The organism is Bacillus sp. 5w2 (genome assembly GCF_054353775.1).
Genome location: NZ_JBTIWT010000029.1, coordinates 45,994 through 58,218, shown reverse-complemented (window position 1 = coordinate 58,218; position 12,225 = coordinate 45,994). Strand labels below are relative to the sequence as shown.

The following is a 12,225-nucleotide window of genomic DNA, read 5'->3' as shown; positions in this document are numbered from 1 at the left end:
TTCCTTATGTTAACATCTTCGTTTTTCCATGTCAACTAAGTTTTTCAATTTCTTTTTTGTCGTTTTCTGCGTTTCCGCATCAGCGACGGTTATTAATTTATCATATAATAACCATTAACGTCAATAGTTTTTAATAAAAAGTTCTTTTTCTTACATAACGAATACATTCCTCTGCATTAGCGACTCTTCGAAACAAACAAAAAATGATTTTATATCTTTCTTCCATCGCCTTTTTTACAACTTCATGAATACGTTCATCTTCAAAATCAAATAAAAGTTCTTCTAACTCTCTCTTCAATATGTATTCCATTTCTTTTTTCTCTTCTTTCGTTAACATAAATCCAAGCAACTCATCACCTCAATCATTTCTTACAGAGCAATAAACGTTCCGCTCATTTTCATTTAACAAAATCCTATCATCCATTATATCCACTACTTACGATATTAATCCCTTGTTCTCTTTTTTATATTTACAGCATATATGTAACTGAAAAGGATTGGACAAAGGGGCGTAATATTATGTTTTTCTTTTTTATTACGAGTAAAAGAAATTTTAAACACATTAGCTTAATAGTGATACTTTCCTTATTTACAGCATGGCTACTCTTTTTGAAAACATATTCACACGAGTCTGCTTTTTCAACTGCTACAGGGCCTAAAGTCATCTACAAAGGCGACACCTCTAAAAAACAAGTTGCATTCACGTTTGATATTAGTTGGGGAGACAAAAAAGCAATTCCAATCCTTGATACACTTAAAGAAAGAGACATTAAGAATGCAACCTTTTTCCTTTCTGCTGCATGGGCAGAAAGACACCCTGATGTTGTCGAACGCATCATAAAAGATGGACATGAAATCGGTAGTATGGGTTATAATTACACGTCCTACACTTCTCTAGAGACAAATGAAATACGAAGAGATCTTTTGCGGGCACAAGATGTTTTTACAAAACTCGGTGTGAAACAAATCAAATTATTGCGTCCACCTAGTGGAGACTTTAACAAAGCAACACTTAAAATAGCAGAATCACTTGGATACACTGTCGTTCATTGGAGTAATAACTCAAACGACTGGAAAAACCCTGGTGTAAACAATATCGTTTCCACCGTCTCTCATAATTTAAAAGGTGGAGATATCGTCTTATTACATGCATCCGATTCTGCCCTTCAAACAAATAAAGCTTTACCACTGCTCCTGCAAAAATTAAAGAGCGACGGATATGAGCAAATATCCGTATCACAACTTATTTCCAACACAAATACGAAAAGTGAAGATGTACAGTAATTCTTCCATCGTGCCTTCACACATAAAAAGCTCTACTACCTTTCCTTAAGGTAGTAGAGCTTTTTTCATCCCGCTATTTTCATTCATACAACTACCTCTGCGTAAAAACTCAAAAAATCTCTCTTAGTTAAGCAGACTTACTCGTCTGTCCAATTAAACGATGTAATATAAGTAACTGATATGCATTACATAATAAAAGTGGTATCACCATTAAATATAACCAGTCTGTATCATTAATACGGAGGGCTGGTACCCACTCAAGAATCGTTACAACAACCATAAAGAATAGAGCGGGCACAAATGCCTTTCTATTCGTTTCTTTACTTTTTATGTAAGCAACAATCGCCCCAAACACAAATAGCACACCAGCAACAAGTATGTTATTCCCTAATGAAACTTCCCCATTTGCAATCAGTACGGATCTTAAATACACGAAATCAAATAAAACAAATGCAATAAAGAAGAGCTGGACTGCATTCCATAAAGAAGACGATCGGAACATACCTAGTCCAAAACGGTGGATTGTTAAATAGGCAAAGAACCCCATTTGACTTATAACACTAAAAATAAATCCTACACCCATCAACCAGAAAGAAACTGCTAGAATTTCCTTTCCGTCGAAATTTTGAAAAAATTTAGCGTACTTGTCCCACTCCAAAACAAAGCCAATAATGACCGTACTAATCCCACCAAGAAACAACGTCGTAAAAAATAGTCGTACCCACTTGCGGCTATTCACAACACATCCCCCATTATCCTTATATTTCTAATTAAATTGTATCAATGACAATTTCAAAAAGCTAGCCATGTTCATGTATAAATTCCTTAAAGATATTTATATTAAAAAGAGAGAACTGTGCTGAAAGGAGTTCCAACTTATGAAACGGATGCTGCTCGTTTTGACTTCTTCTTTTCTATTTCTTGTACTTGTAGCATGTGCACAAGGAAAAGAAGCAAAGTCCGAACTTGATTATGATCAAACGAAGAAAATGATTGTTGATATTTTAAAAACCGACCAAGGTAAGAAGGCCATTCAAGATGTATTAACTGATGAAAAAATGAAACAAGCACTCATACTAGATGAAACAGTAGTAAAGAAAACGATTGAAGATGCAATGGTATCCGACAAAGGGCAACAATTCTGGGAAAAGCTCTTTAAAGACCCTGAGTTCTCATCGAAATTCGCTAAAAGTATGGGGAAAGAACAAACAACCTTAATGAAAACATTACTGAAAGACCCTGAATACCAATCCGGTGTTATAGAAATTATGAAAAACCCTGAAGTAGAAAAAATGATGTTACAAACAATGAAGAGCAAAGAATACCGTCAATATTTACAACAAGTACTCACAGAAACTGCTGAAAGCCCACTCTTCCAAGCTAAGATGATTGATATTATTAGTAAAGGTGTACAAAAAGCGGAAAAAAGTGGATCTGATAAAAAAGAAGCAGGCGGTGAAGGTGGTTCCCAAGACGGTAAAAAGGAACAGCAATAAAAATAATAACGATAATAATGAGTGGACAATATATATGTATCGTCCACTCATTATTATTTTATTTTTGTGCAACAGCTGTTTTATCAATTACTGTCTCAGCTATCGTGCGATAAATAAGCCCCGTTGTATGTGTATCTTCATATACTGAGGGCGCAAAGTCTTCTTTATTCCAATCAGGTTGTTGAAGCGGGATTCGGCCAAGTACTTCTGTTTGAAGTTCTGTAGCTAATTTATCTCCTCCACCTCTTCCAAACACATATTCTTTTTCACCAGTTGTTTTACTTTCAAAATACGCCATATTTTCAACAACACCAAGAATACTATGTTCTGTACGTAGAGCCATGGCTCCAGCACGTGCTGCTACAAATGCCGCCGTTGGATGCGGCGTCGTTACAATAATCTCTTTACAAGCCGGCAACATCGAATGTAAGTCTAGCGCAACATCACCTGTACCCGGTGGTAAATCTAAAACTAAATAGTCTAAATCGCCCCACTCTACTTCTGTAAAGAAGTGATTTAACATTTTCCCAAGCATAGGCCCTCTCCAAATAACCGGTGCATTATCTTCTACAAAGAACCCCATTGAGATTACCTTTACACCTAGACGCTCCACTGGAATAATTTTATCGCCTCTTACAACAGGACGTTTTTCTATCCCCATCATATCCGGTACGCTAAAACCATAAATATCGGCATCAATAATACCAACCTTTTTTCCTAGACGAGCTAGAGCAATAGCAAGGTTAACAGAAACTGTTGATTTTCCGACTCCACCTTTTCCACTCGCCACTGCTAAAAATGTCGTTTTTGAATTTGGTGACAATAAAGATTCATTTTGCTCTTCTTCCTGTTCTGGTGCAAACTGAGCTAATTCTTCTTCTGTAAATTCCGCAAAGCGAAGCCCTACTGTTGCTGCTCCTAGTTCTTTTACTAACTTTACAATTCCAGATTGCAATTGCATTTGTTCCGCTGTACCGGTTTTTACGATTGCAATTTTAACACTTACATGTTCCTTCTCAGGCTTAACTGTTACCTCTTTAATTGCACCTGTTTCTTTTAACGTTTTATGTAAAAACGGATCTACAATCCCTTCTAACGCTTCCACTACTTGCTCTTTCGTTACCATAGTTAGCCCAGCCCCCTGTATGAAAAATAACGTAATGTTAATTAAATTTTTCTCTCTTTATTTTCGAAATAAATGCGTTTACATTTCCAGTATAACATATTTTCGGAAAACTTCGTTAACGAGAGAAACTCAAAAAATCCTCCTTATTCTGGAGGATTTCCTTTTTCCGTGAAATAACGTAATATACCACGATATACTGCAGCCGCTACCTTTTGCTGATATTTCTCCGAATTTAACATATACCTTTCATTTACATTCGATAAAAAGCCAGCTTCAATCAGAGCACCTGGTGTTTTCGCATACTTTAATAAATACACATGAGAAATTGTTTTAGCGGAACGATTCGTATTCTCTAAACTTGTTCTCAATTCAGCTTGTATAAATTTCGCAGCACGTTCATTTTCAACCGAAGATCGGTAGTAGAACGTTTGTGCGCCTTTCGATCCACTACTAGTTAAAGCATTTAAATGAATACTCGCAAAAAAGTCTACATCAGGTTTATTAATAATCTCTACACGCTTTTTTAAATCCTCTGCTTTACGTCTACTATATGATTTTGTATCTTTCTGAGCTAAATCATAATCTCCCTCACGTGTTAAAATAACTAGTGCACCTTGTTCTTGTAAATAATCTTGTACCTTCTTTGTAATCTCCAGCGTAATATCTTTTTCTATAATATCTTTTCCACCAACAGCCCCTCCGTCTGGCCCACCATGCCCAGCATCTAATACAATCACTTTCCCTGATAAGGGTAAATTCCAAGCTCGCCACGATTTTGTAATTTGAAATTCTTGTTTGACTAAAAAAAACAAAACAACCGCAGCGAGTGCAAAAGAGATAATTCGGATTCTCTTCATACCTTTCCTCCTCCAGCTAGTCCCTCTAATTACTTATATGGGACAAGAGGAAAGTTTATGCTTGTCTTAATGAAGCTTTAATCGATATCTTCTTTCACCTTTTTCATATCCCTCCTGCCACCATAAGCCGATAAACTGCTGGCAAGATTCAAAAAGTAATTCCTCATCTTGTAACTTAATTTCCCGCATAGTCATGCTCGTTAAAAATTGAAATAGTGTTTCCGTTAATTGTTGCTCTTCTTCTAAGGCTCTATATTTCACATCAAAGAACGATTCGCCATAATAACCAAATTTACTATATCTCGCTCCTAATAAATACGATTCTATCCCTAATTCAATACAGTAATCTTCATACTGACGATGAAGTTCCTGCATCTGAAAGGCATCCCGAATATTTGAGCGCAATGTTTTTAATGATAATTCTCGCAGCATCTTCCGTTCATATTTCAACTGCTTTTCTTTTTGTTTTTCTTGTAAGCTGACAATGACATTCATAGTACTTATAAACCTCCCTAATACGTATTAGTCTAAACTTCTAAAGAAGAAGCATACGCGAGAGAATAGCACTAAAATATTCCAAACTACAAAAATTACAAAAGAGGAATGAAACATAAAAAAACCCCAACCAAAATGGTTGGGGTTTGTAGTTCGCAAAAATTAACGTTTTGAGAACTGAGGTGCACGACGTGCGCCTTTAAGACCGTATTTTTTACGCTCTTTCATACGTGCGTCACGAGTTAATAGACCTGCACGTTTTAGTGTTAGACGGTATTCTGGATCAGCTTTTAATAAAGCGCGAGAAATACCGTGACGAATAGCACCAGCTTGACCAGTGTATCCACCACCATTTACGTTTACAAGTACATCGTAGTTACCTAAAGTTTCTGTTGCAACTAGAGGTTGTTTCACTACTTCACGTAATGCAGCAAATGGGATATAGTTTTCAAAATCACGACCGTTAATGATAACGCGTCCTTCGCCTGGAACTAGGCGTACGCGCGCTACTGAACTCTTACGACGTCCAGTGCCATAGTATTGAACCTGTGCCAAAGTAAGCCCTCCTTTAATTAATTATCCGCGAAGTTCGTAAACTTCTGGTTTTTGTGCTTGGTGTGGATGCTCTGCTCCAGCATACACGTTTAATTTCTTAGATACTTGACGTCCTAAACGTCCTTTTGGAAGCATCCCTTTAATTGCAAGCTCTAACATTTGTACAGGGTAGTTTGTACGCATTTCTAGAGCTGTTCTTTGCTTAAGTCCACCTGGGTGGTTAGTGTGACGGTAGTAAATTTTATCGTTTAATTTATTACCTGTTAAATGAATTTTCTCAGCGTTAATAATAATTACATGATCACCCGTGTCAACGTGTGGTGTAAATGTAGGTTTGTTTTTACCACGTAAAATGGATGCTACTTCAGTAGATAGGCGACCTAAAGTTTGACCTTCAGCATCAACCACATACCATTTACGCTCAACTTCGTTAGCTTTTGCCATAAAAGTCGTACGCATGTGTTTCCCTCCTCGTTATCTTTTCCATAGAAAAAATCTATTGTTTATCTTAAACACGATTTCCTTCCGGGGCTAATCGTGGTTTTAGAAACAATACCATATGTTATGATATACTTTTGAGTTTCTAATGTCAAGCAAATGTTACACCAGGATTAGTTGTTATAGTTTACCTGCCATAAGTAAAGTCCATGACCTGGAGCCATCTTTCCAGCAAACTGACGATTTTGTTTCGCTAAAATCTCTGGAATGCTATCAGGATCAAGCTTTCCTTGCCCTACGCTAAGTAACGTACCAACAATAATTCTGACCATATTATATAAAAATCCATTACCTACAAAACGAAAAATTAATTCATCGTCTTGCTCAATTAACTCAATTTCATAAATTGTTCGCACTTTATCTTTTTTGTCAGTTTTTGCCGAACAAAAAGAAGTGAAATCATGCGTTCCAATAAAATAAGGAATCGCTTTTTTTATAGAGCTTATTTCGAGCGGATATGGATATTGATATACGTAATTTCTACGGAATACATCCGCAGTCTTCGATAATAATACACGATAACGATATTCTTTTCTCTCAACACCGTAACGTGCATGAAATTCTTCTGTTTTTTTCTCCACCTGTCCGATAACAATATCATCTGGCAACATTGTATTTAAAGCATTACCCCATTGCCACTCTTCAAGAGACAAAGGTGTATCAAAGTGTATTACTTGTCCTTTTGCATGAACGGTGGAATCCGTTCTGCCCGATGCCTGAACACGAACAAGTTCTCCTTTATGCAATTTCTGCAATGCTTTCTCTATCTCTTGTTGAACAGTACGATGCTGCGGCTGAATTTGATAACCACAAAAATGCATGCCATCATATGCAACCGTACATTTTATTCTTTCCATCTTTCCATTCTCCATTACAATCGCACCCATGCCAAAATACAAGCTAAACAAAGTAAGCTTATAATCGTTACTGTATCACTTGTTTTCCAGCGTAGTTGCCTAAATTTAGTACGTCCTTCACCACTTTTATATCCACGTGCTTCCATCGCAATCGCTAAATCCTCTGCACGCTTAAATGCACTGATAAATAGCGGAACGAGTAGCGAGATAATAGCTTTCATCCTATCTTTTATCGGTCCCCCAGCGAAATCAATACCGCGTGATGCTTGTGCTTTCATAATTTTACTCGTTTCATCCATTAATGTTGGGATAAATCGAAGAGAAATTGACATCATTAGTGCGATTTCATGCACAGGGACTTTTATACGCTTCAATGGCTTTAATAACGTCTCCAAACCATCTGTAATTTCAATAGGTGTCGTCGTTAACGTTAATAATGTCGTCATTAAAATAATAACGAAGAATCGTATAGAAATGTATATCCCTTGCTCTAATCCTTTTTCATGTATCGAAAACCAACCAAGCTGGAATAGTACATCCCCCTCTTTATTTGTAAAAATATGCAGGAAAAATGTAAAAAGAAAAATCCATAAAATTGGTTTTAAGCCCGAAAGTACATAACGAATCGGCACTTTTGCAAAAAATAAAGCAATGAGTGCATATAAAAATAAAAATCCATATGAAATCGCATTATTTGCCAAGAAAACAACAAATACATATAAAAAGACAATCAGCAGCTTCGTACGTGGATCAAGTTGATGAATAAGAGAATTCCCTGGAATATACCTTCCAATAATCAACTGCTGCATGATTCATGACCACCTTTTCGTAACACCTGCAAAACTTCATGAGTAAGATCCTCTAAAGATAAGGTAGCCTTTGGGATTGAAATGCCAAACTTCTCTTCAATTGCACGTTTATACTTTAAAGACATAGGAAGATCCACACCAATTTTCTCTAGTTCATCAGCATGTGAAAATACTTCCTCTGCACTTCCTTGCAAAAAGACCGTTCCTTTATGCATGACTACAATCTGCTCCGCATACTTAGCAGCATCCTCCATATTATGCGTTACTAGAATAACTGTAAGACTTTTCTCCTTATGTAGCTTATAAAACATCTCCATAAGTTCATTCTGCCCTTTTGGATCTAATCCTGCTGTAGGTTCATCTAATACAAGCACTTCTGGTTCCATCGCCAATACGCCCGCTATCGCAACACGCCTCATTTGCCCACCACTTAACTCAAATGGTGAACGTGTTAACAGTTCTGGTTCTAACCCCACAAGTTCAATTGCCTCTCTTGCCTTTTGCTTCGCTTCTTCTACAGATATCCCAAAATTAGTAGGGCCGAAACAAATATCTTTCTCCACAGTCTCTTCAAACAACTGATGTTCTGGGAATTGAAAGACAACCCCTACCTTTTTACGTAGTGGCTTTAGCTTTTTTTCTTTCTTTCCTGCCGAAATGAAATGTTCACCAATTTGAACTGTGCCATTTGTCGGCTGCAATAAACCATTTAAATGTTGAATCATCGTCGACTTACCTGAACCAGTATGACCGATAATGGCATAATAGCCCCCACTTGGAAACGACACGTCTACATCATAAAGTGCGCGTCTTTCAAATGGAGTTTTATATTGATAACGATGTTCTACTTTTTGGAATGTAATCTCCAAAGTTCGTTCACCAAGCTTTCCATTGTAAGATGCGTATTTTGCAAGAGAATTTCATTTCTTTTTAATAATTCTGCTATTTTCACAGAAAATGGTACATCTAATCCAATTTCTTGGAGCATATGAGAGGACTTGAAAATTTGCTCTGGAATCCCTTCCTCTAATATCTCTCCCTTATTTAAAATAATGACACGGTCTGATTGTGCCGCTTCTTCTAAATCGTGCGTAATTGATAACACGGTAATACCTTTTTGATTAACAAGTTGTCTAACCGTTTCTACTACTTCACGTCTCCCTTGAGGATCTAACATTGACGTTGCTTCATCTAATATCAAAATAGATGGCTGAAGTGCTAAAACGCCTGCTATTGCCACTCGCTGCTTTTGCCCACCAGATAACGAATGAGGTTCATCATTAAGAAAATCTTCCATACGGACAAGTTTGAGGGCCTGATCTAATCTTTCTATCATTTGCTCTCTTGGCATTCCGATATTCTCTAAGCCAAAAACAACATCGTCTTGCACTGTCGTTCCAACAAATTGATTGTCTGGATTTTGAAATACCATCCCAATTTGTTTTCGAACATCCCATACCGTTTCCTCTGATAAAACCATTGTATCATTTACTGTAATAGTCCCTGCTTCTGGCAAAAACAAACCATTCAATAATTTTGCAAGTGTAGACTTCCCTGAACCGTTTTGTCCAATAACAGATACCCATTCTCCCTCATACAAGGAAAATGAAACATCTTTTAATGCATAATTGGCTGCCCCAGGATATTGAAATGATATATTTTCTGTCCGAAGTTTCTCTTTTTTCAATACAAGGCACCCTTTCCTTTGCCAAGTTAGCCTATTTTTATATTTAAAAAAAAGGGCCATGACCAGTTTCTTGAAAAGAACTGTCCTGCCCTTTTAATTATCATTATACTAACTCGATAATTACCATTGGTGCTGCGTCTCCGCGACGTGGACCAATTTTTGCAATACGAGTGTATCCGCCTTGGCGCTCAGCATAGCGTGGAGCTACATCAGCGAATAATTTTTGAAGTGCATCTTGACCAGTCTCAGCGTTAGCTACTTCATTGCGAATGAAAGCTGCTGCTTGACGACGAGCATGAAGATCTCCGCGTTTACCTAAAGTGATCATTTTTTCCACTACAGAACGAAGTTCTTTTGCACGAGTTTCTGTCGTTTGGATGCGCTCGTTGATAATTAAATCAGTAGCTAAATCACGTAACATAGCTTTACGTTGCGCACTTGTACGGCCTAATTTTCTGTATGCCATTCGTAGTTCCCTCCTTTGTTGATGGGTTTAAATCCTCAGTCGTCTTTACGTAAACCTAAACCTAATTCCTCAAGTTTATGTTTAACTTCTTCTAAGGATTTACGTCCTAAGTTACGAACTTTCATCATATCTTCTTCTGTTTTGTTCGCAAGCTCTTGTACAGTATTAATTCCTGCACGTTTTAGGCAATTATAAGAACGAACAGAAAGATCTAGTTCTTCGATAGTCATCTCAAGAACTTTCTCTTTTTGATCTTCTTCCTTCTCGACCATAATCTCAGCATTTTGTGCTTCATCAGTTAAACCAACAAAGATATTTAAATGCTCAGTTAAGATTTTGGCACCTAAAGAGATAGCTTCTTTTGGCCCGATGCTTCCATCCGTCCATACATCAAGCGTAAGCTTATCATAATTAGCCACTTGTCCGACACGTGTCTTTTCCACTTGGTAAGTTACACGTGATACTGGAGTATAAATAGAATCAATAGGAATTACTCCTATTGGTTGATCTTCGCTTTTATTTGCATCAGCTGGCGTATACCCACGGCCACGCTTTGCAGTTAAACGCATGCGGAAATGCGCATTTTTTGCTAACGTTGCAATGTGTAAATCTGGATTTAAGATTTCTACATCACTATCGTGAGTAATATCAGCAGCTGTGACAATACCTTCGCCCTGTACATCAATTTCCAACGTCTTCTCTTCTTCAGAGTAGATTTTAAGAGCTAACTTTTTCAAGTTTAAGATGATCGTCGTAACGTCTTCTACTACGCCCTCAACTGTTGAAAATTCATGTAATACGCCATCGATTTGGATGGCAGTAACAGCGGCACCAGGGAGTGAGGATAAAAGAATACGACGTAAGGAGTTACCCAAAGTAGTACCATATCCACGCTCAAGCGGTTCAATTACGAATTTACCATATTTAGCATCTTCGTTAAGTTCAACCGTTTCGATTTTCGGCTTTTCGATTTCAATCATTAACTAAACCCTCCTTCAAAACGTCGAAACCCCGGTTAAACAAAGGGATACCCCCTGTCTAACCGAAAGTCCCCCTTAGGCAGTTCCCGATTGTGCACAACAAGCGATGTTTCTGTACGAAATTTCTCGATAATGCATCATATCCATTATAGACAAAAGGGAAAATTCTATACAGAAAAATTACACACGACGACGTTTTGGTGGACGACATCCATTATGAGGAACTGGAGTAACATCTCTAATTGCTGTTACTTCTAGACCTGCAGCTTGAAGAGCACGAATTGCAGCTTCACGACCAGCACCAGGACCTTTAACAGTAACCTCTAAAGTTTTTAAACCGTGCTCCATTGCAACTTTAGCAGCAGCTTCAGCAGCCATTTGCGCAGCGAATGGAGTAGACTTACGAGATCCACGGAAACCAAGTGCACCAGCACTAGACCAAGAAAGTGCGTTACCATGAGTATCTGTAAGTGTTACGATTGTGTTGTTGAAAGTAGAACGAATATGAGCTATACCAGCTTCAATATTCTTTTTCACACGTTTTTTACGAGTGTTTGTTTTACGTGCCATTGTTAGTTCAACCTCCTTTACTTATTATTTCTTTTTATTTGCTACTGTACGACGTGGACCTTTACGTGTACGAGCATTGTTTTTAGAGTTTTGACCACGAACTGGTAAACCACGACGGTGACGAAGACCACGGTAAGAACCGATCTCCATTAGACGTTTAATGTTAAGAGATACTTCACGACGAAGGTCTCCCTCAACTTTAATACGATCGATGATATCACGGATACGTCCTAGTTCGTCTTCCGTTAAATCACGAACTCGTGTTTCTGAAGAAATACCAGCTTCAGTAAGAATTTTTTCAGCAGTTGTGCGACCAATGCCGAATACGTAAGTTAAAGAAATAACAACGCGTTTGTCTCGAGGAATATCTACACCTGCGATACGTGCCATTCTGAATGCACCTCCTTCTGATTAACCTTGTTTTTGTTTATGTTTAGGGTTTTCACAAATAACCATTACTTTTCCACGTCTACGAATAACTTTACATTTTTCGCAGATTGGTTTAACTGACGGTCTTACTTTCATGTCTCGAACCTCCTTAAAGA

General features: G+C 37.6%; 18 protein-coding genes. 2 read left to right on the top strand and 16 right to left on the bottom strand.

From position 1 onward, the window contains the following. Positions 1-130: 130 nt before the first annotated feature. The gene (locus tag ACXY7N_RS29030; RefSeq protein WP_016089662.1) at positions 131-349 is read right to left on the bottom strand and encodes a hypothetical protein; all 219 of its coding nucleotides are present in this window, start codon (positions 347-349) and stop codon (positions 131-133) included. 170 nt (positions 350-519) lie between these two features. Here ACXY7N_RS29030 and pdaB point away from each other — a divergent pair, with 170 nt between their 5' ends. After that, complete coding sequence (gene pdaB / locus ACXY7N_RS29025; RefSeq protein ID WP_016089663.1) at positions 520-1,284, top strand: polysaccharide deacetylase family sporulation protein PdaB; 765 nt, start codon at positions 520-522, stop codon at positions 1,282-1,284. Positions 1,285-1,411: 127 nt separating this feature from the next. Here the strand turns inward: pdaB and kbaA are convergent, their stop codons facing one another. Next, positions 1,412-2,023 carry a KinB signaling pathway activation protein KbaA gene (kbaA, locus tag ACXY7N_RS29020; protein ID WP_016089664.1) on the bottom strand — a complete coding sequence of 204 codons (612 nt, stop codon included), beginning with the start codon at positions 2,021-2,023 and terminating at the stop codon, positions 1,412-1,414. A gap of 139 nt (positions 2,024-2,162) precedes the next feature. Here kbaA and gerD point away from each other — a divergent pair, with 139 nt between their 5' ends. Further along, positions 2,163-2,780 carry a spore germination protein GerD gene (gerD, locus tag ACXY7N_RS29015; protein WP_016089665.1) on the top strand — a complete coding sequence of 206 codons (618 nt, stop codon included), beginning with the start codon at positions 2,163-2,165 and terminating at the stop codon, positions 2,778-2,780. 58 nt (positions 2,781-2,838) lie between these two features. Here the strand turns inward: gerD and ACXY7N_RS29010 are convergent, their stop codons facing one another. The 14 genes from ACXY7N_RS29010 to rpmJ all read right to left on the bottom strand — a co-directional run bounded on the left by ACXY7N_RS29010 (position 2,839) and on the right by rpmJ (position 12,205). After that, positions 2,839-3,906 (bottom strand): Mrp/NBP35 family ATP-binding protein, encoded by a 1,068-nt coding sequence (locus tag ACXY7N_RS29010; RefSeq protein ID WP_016089666.1) that lies wholly within the window; start codon positions 3,904-3,906, stop codon positions 2,839-2,841. Between the two features lie 143 nt (positions 3,907-4,049). After that, on the bottom strand, positions 4,050-4,763 hold the full coding sequence (cwlD, locus tag ACXY7N_RS29005; protein ID WP_000822446.1) for an N-acetylmuramoyl-L-alanine amidase CwlD: 714 nt from the start codon (positions 4,761-4,763) through the stop codon (positions 4,050-4,052). A gap of 66 nt (positions 4,764-4,829) precedes the next feature. Then, entirely contained in the window at positions 4,830-5,258 is a 429-nt protein-coding gene (locus ACXY7N_RS29000; protein WP_001101006.1) for a YbaK family protein, read from the bottom strand. A gap of 162 nt (positions 5,259-5,420) precedes the next feature. After that, positions 5,421-5,813, bottom strand: a complete 393-nt coding sequence (gene rpsI / locus ACXY7N_RS28995) for a 30S ribosomal protein S9 (RefSeq protein WP_000079986.1) — start codon at positions 5,811-5,813, stop codon at positions 5,421-5,423. Between the two features lie 21 nt (positions 5,814-5,834). Continuing rightward, positions 5,835-6,272 carry a 50S ribosomal protein L13 gene (rplM, locus tag ACXY7N_RS28990; protein WP_001260795.1) on the bottom strand — a complete coding sequence of 146 codons (438 nt, stop codon included), beginning with the start codon at positions 6,270-6,272 and terminating at the stop codon, positions 5,835-5,837. 152 nt (positions 6,273-6,424) lie between these two features. Beyond that, entirely contained in the window at positions 6,425-7,168 is a 744-nt protein-coding gene (truA, locus tag ACXY7N_RS28985; RefSeq protein WP_016089667.1) for a tRNA pseudouridine(38-40) synthase TruA, read from the bottom strand. Positions 7,169-7,182: 14 nt separating this feature from the next. Beyond that, positions 7,183-7,977 (bottom strand): energy-coupling factor transporter transmembrane component T family protein, encoded by a 795-nt coding sequence (locus ACXY7N_RS28980; protein WP_016089668.1) that lies wholly within the window; start codon positions 7,975-7,977, stop codon positions 7,183-7,185. Beyond that, positions 7,965-8,846: an energy-coupling factor ABC transporter ATP-binding protein gene (locus ACXY7N_RS28975; RefSeq protein ID WP_016089669.1), complete on the bottom strand. Its 882-nt coding sequence runs from the start codon at positions 8,844-8,846 to the stop codon at positions 7,965-7,967. Before ACXY7N_RS28975 ends, ACXY7N_RS28980 begins: the two co-directional genes overlap by 13 nt. Then, on the bottom strand, positions 8,822-9,664 hold the full coding sequence (locus ACXY7N_RS28970; protein WP_016089670.1) for an energy-coupling factor ABC transporter ATP-binding protein: 843 nt from the start codon (positions 9,662-9,664) through the stop codon (positions 8,822-8,824). The genes ACXY7N_RS28975 and ACXY7N_RS28970 overlap by 25 nt, the downstream gene beginning before the upstream one ends. A gap of 103 nt (positions 9,665-9,767) precedes the next feature. Then, a complete protein-coding gene (gene rplQ / locus ACXY7N_RS28965; protein ID WP_000331490.1) occupies positions 9,768-10,130 on the bottom strand; it encodes a 50S ribosomal protein L17 in 363 nt (120 codons plus the stop codon). A gap of 35 nt (positions 10,131-10,165) precedes the next feature. Further along, positions 10,166-11,110, bottom strand: coding sequence for a DNA-directed RNA polymerase subunit alpha (locus ACXY7N_RS28960; protein WP_000569644.1), 945 nt, complete (start codon positions 11,108-11,110; stop codon positions 10,166-10,168). Between the two features lie 180 nt (positions 11,111-11,290). Next, complete coding sequence (gene rpsK / locus ACXY7N_RS28955; protein ID WP_000101797.1) at positions 11,291-11,680, bottom strand: 30S ribosomal protein S11; 390 nt, start codon at positions 11,678-11,680, stop codon at positions 11,291-11,293. A gap of 24 nt (positions 11,681-11,704) precedes the next feature. Further along, positions 11,705-12,070 carry a 30S ribosomal protein S13 gene (gene rpsM, locus ACXY7N_RS28950; protein WP_000090790.1) on the bottom strand — a complete coding sequence of 122 codons (366 nt, stop codon included), beginning with the start codon at positions 12,068-12,070 and terminating at the stop codon, positions 11,705-11,707. Between the two features lie 21 nt (positions 12,071-12,091). Next, a complete protein-coding gene (gene rpmJ, locus ACXY7N_RS28945) occupies positions 12,092-12,205 on the bottom strand; it encodes a 50S ribosomal protein L36 (RefSeq protein WP_000868344.1) in 114 nt (37 codons plus the stop codon). Between the last annotated feature and the right edge of the window lie 20 nt (positions 12,206-12,225).

What these genes read in the sequence shown, in the direction of transcription:
- pdaB (WP_016089663.1), top strand. Translation starts at nt 520, where the DNA reads ATGTTTTTCTTTTTTATTACGAGTAAAAGAAATTTTAAACACATTAGC.
- gerD (WP_016089665.1), top strand. Translation starts at nt 2,163, where the DNA reads ATGAAACGGATGCTGCTCGTTTTGACTTCTTCTTTTCTATTTCTTGTA.
- ACXY7N_RS29010 (WP_016089666.1), bottom strand. Translation starts at nt 3,906, where the DNA reads ATGGTAACGAAAGAGCAAGTAGTGGAAGCGTTAGAAGGGATTGTAGAT.
- cwlD (WP_000822446.1), bottom strand. Translation starts at nt 4,763, where the DNA reads ATGAAGAGAATCCGAATTATCTCTTTTGCACTCGCTGCGGTTGTTTTG.
- ACXY7N_RS29000 (WP_001101006.1), bottom strand. Translation starts at nt 5,258, where the DNA reads ATGAATGTCATTGTCAGCTTACAAGAAAAACAAAAAGAAAAGCAGTTG.
- rplM (WP_001260795.1), bottom strand. Translation starts at nt 6,272, where the DNA reads ATGCGTACGACTTTTATGGCAAAAGCTAACGAAGTTGAGCGTAAATGG.
- truA (WP_016089667.1), bottom strand. Translation starts at nt 7,168, where the DNA reads ATGGAAAGAATAAAATGTACGGTTGCATATGATGGCATGCATTTTTGT.
- ACXY7N_RS28980 (WP_016089668.1), bottom strand. Translation starts at nt 7,977, where the DNA reads ATGCAGCAGTTGATTATTGGAAGGTATATTCCAGGGAATTCTCTTATT.
- rplQ (WP_000331490.1), bottom strand. Translation starts at nt 10,130, where the DNA reads ATGGCATACAGAAAATTAGGCCGTACAAGTGCGCAACGTAAAGCTATG.
- ACXY7N_RS28960 (WP_000569644.1), bottom strand. Translation starts at nt 11,110, where the DNA reads ATGATTGAAATCGAAAAGCCGAAAATCGAAACGGTTGAACTTAACGAA.
- rpsK (WP_000101797.1), bottom strand. Translation starts at nt 11,680, where the DNA reads ATGGCACGTAAAACAAACACTCGTAAAAAACGTGTGAAAAAGAATATT.
- rpsM (WP_000090790.1), bottom strand. Translation starts at nt 12,070, where the DNA reads ATGGCACGTATCGCAGGTGTAGATATTCCTCGAGACAAACGCGTTGTT.
- rpmJ (WP_000868344.1), bottom strand. Translation starts at nt 12,205, where the DNA reads ATGAAAGTAAGACCGTCAGTTAAACCAATCTGCGAAAAATGTAAAGTT.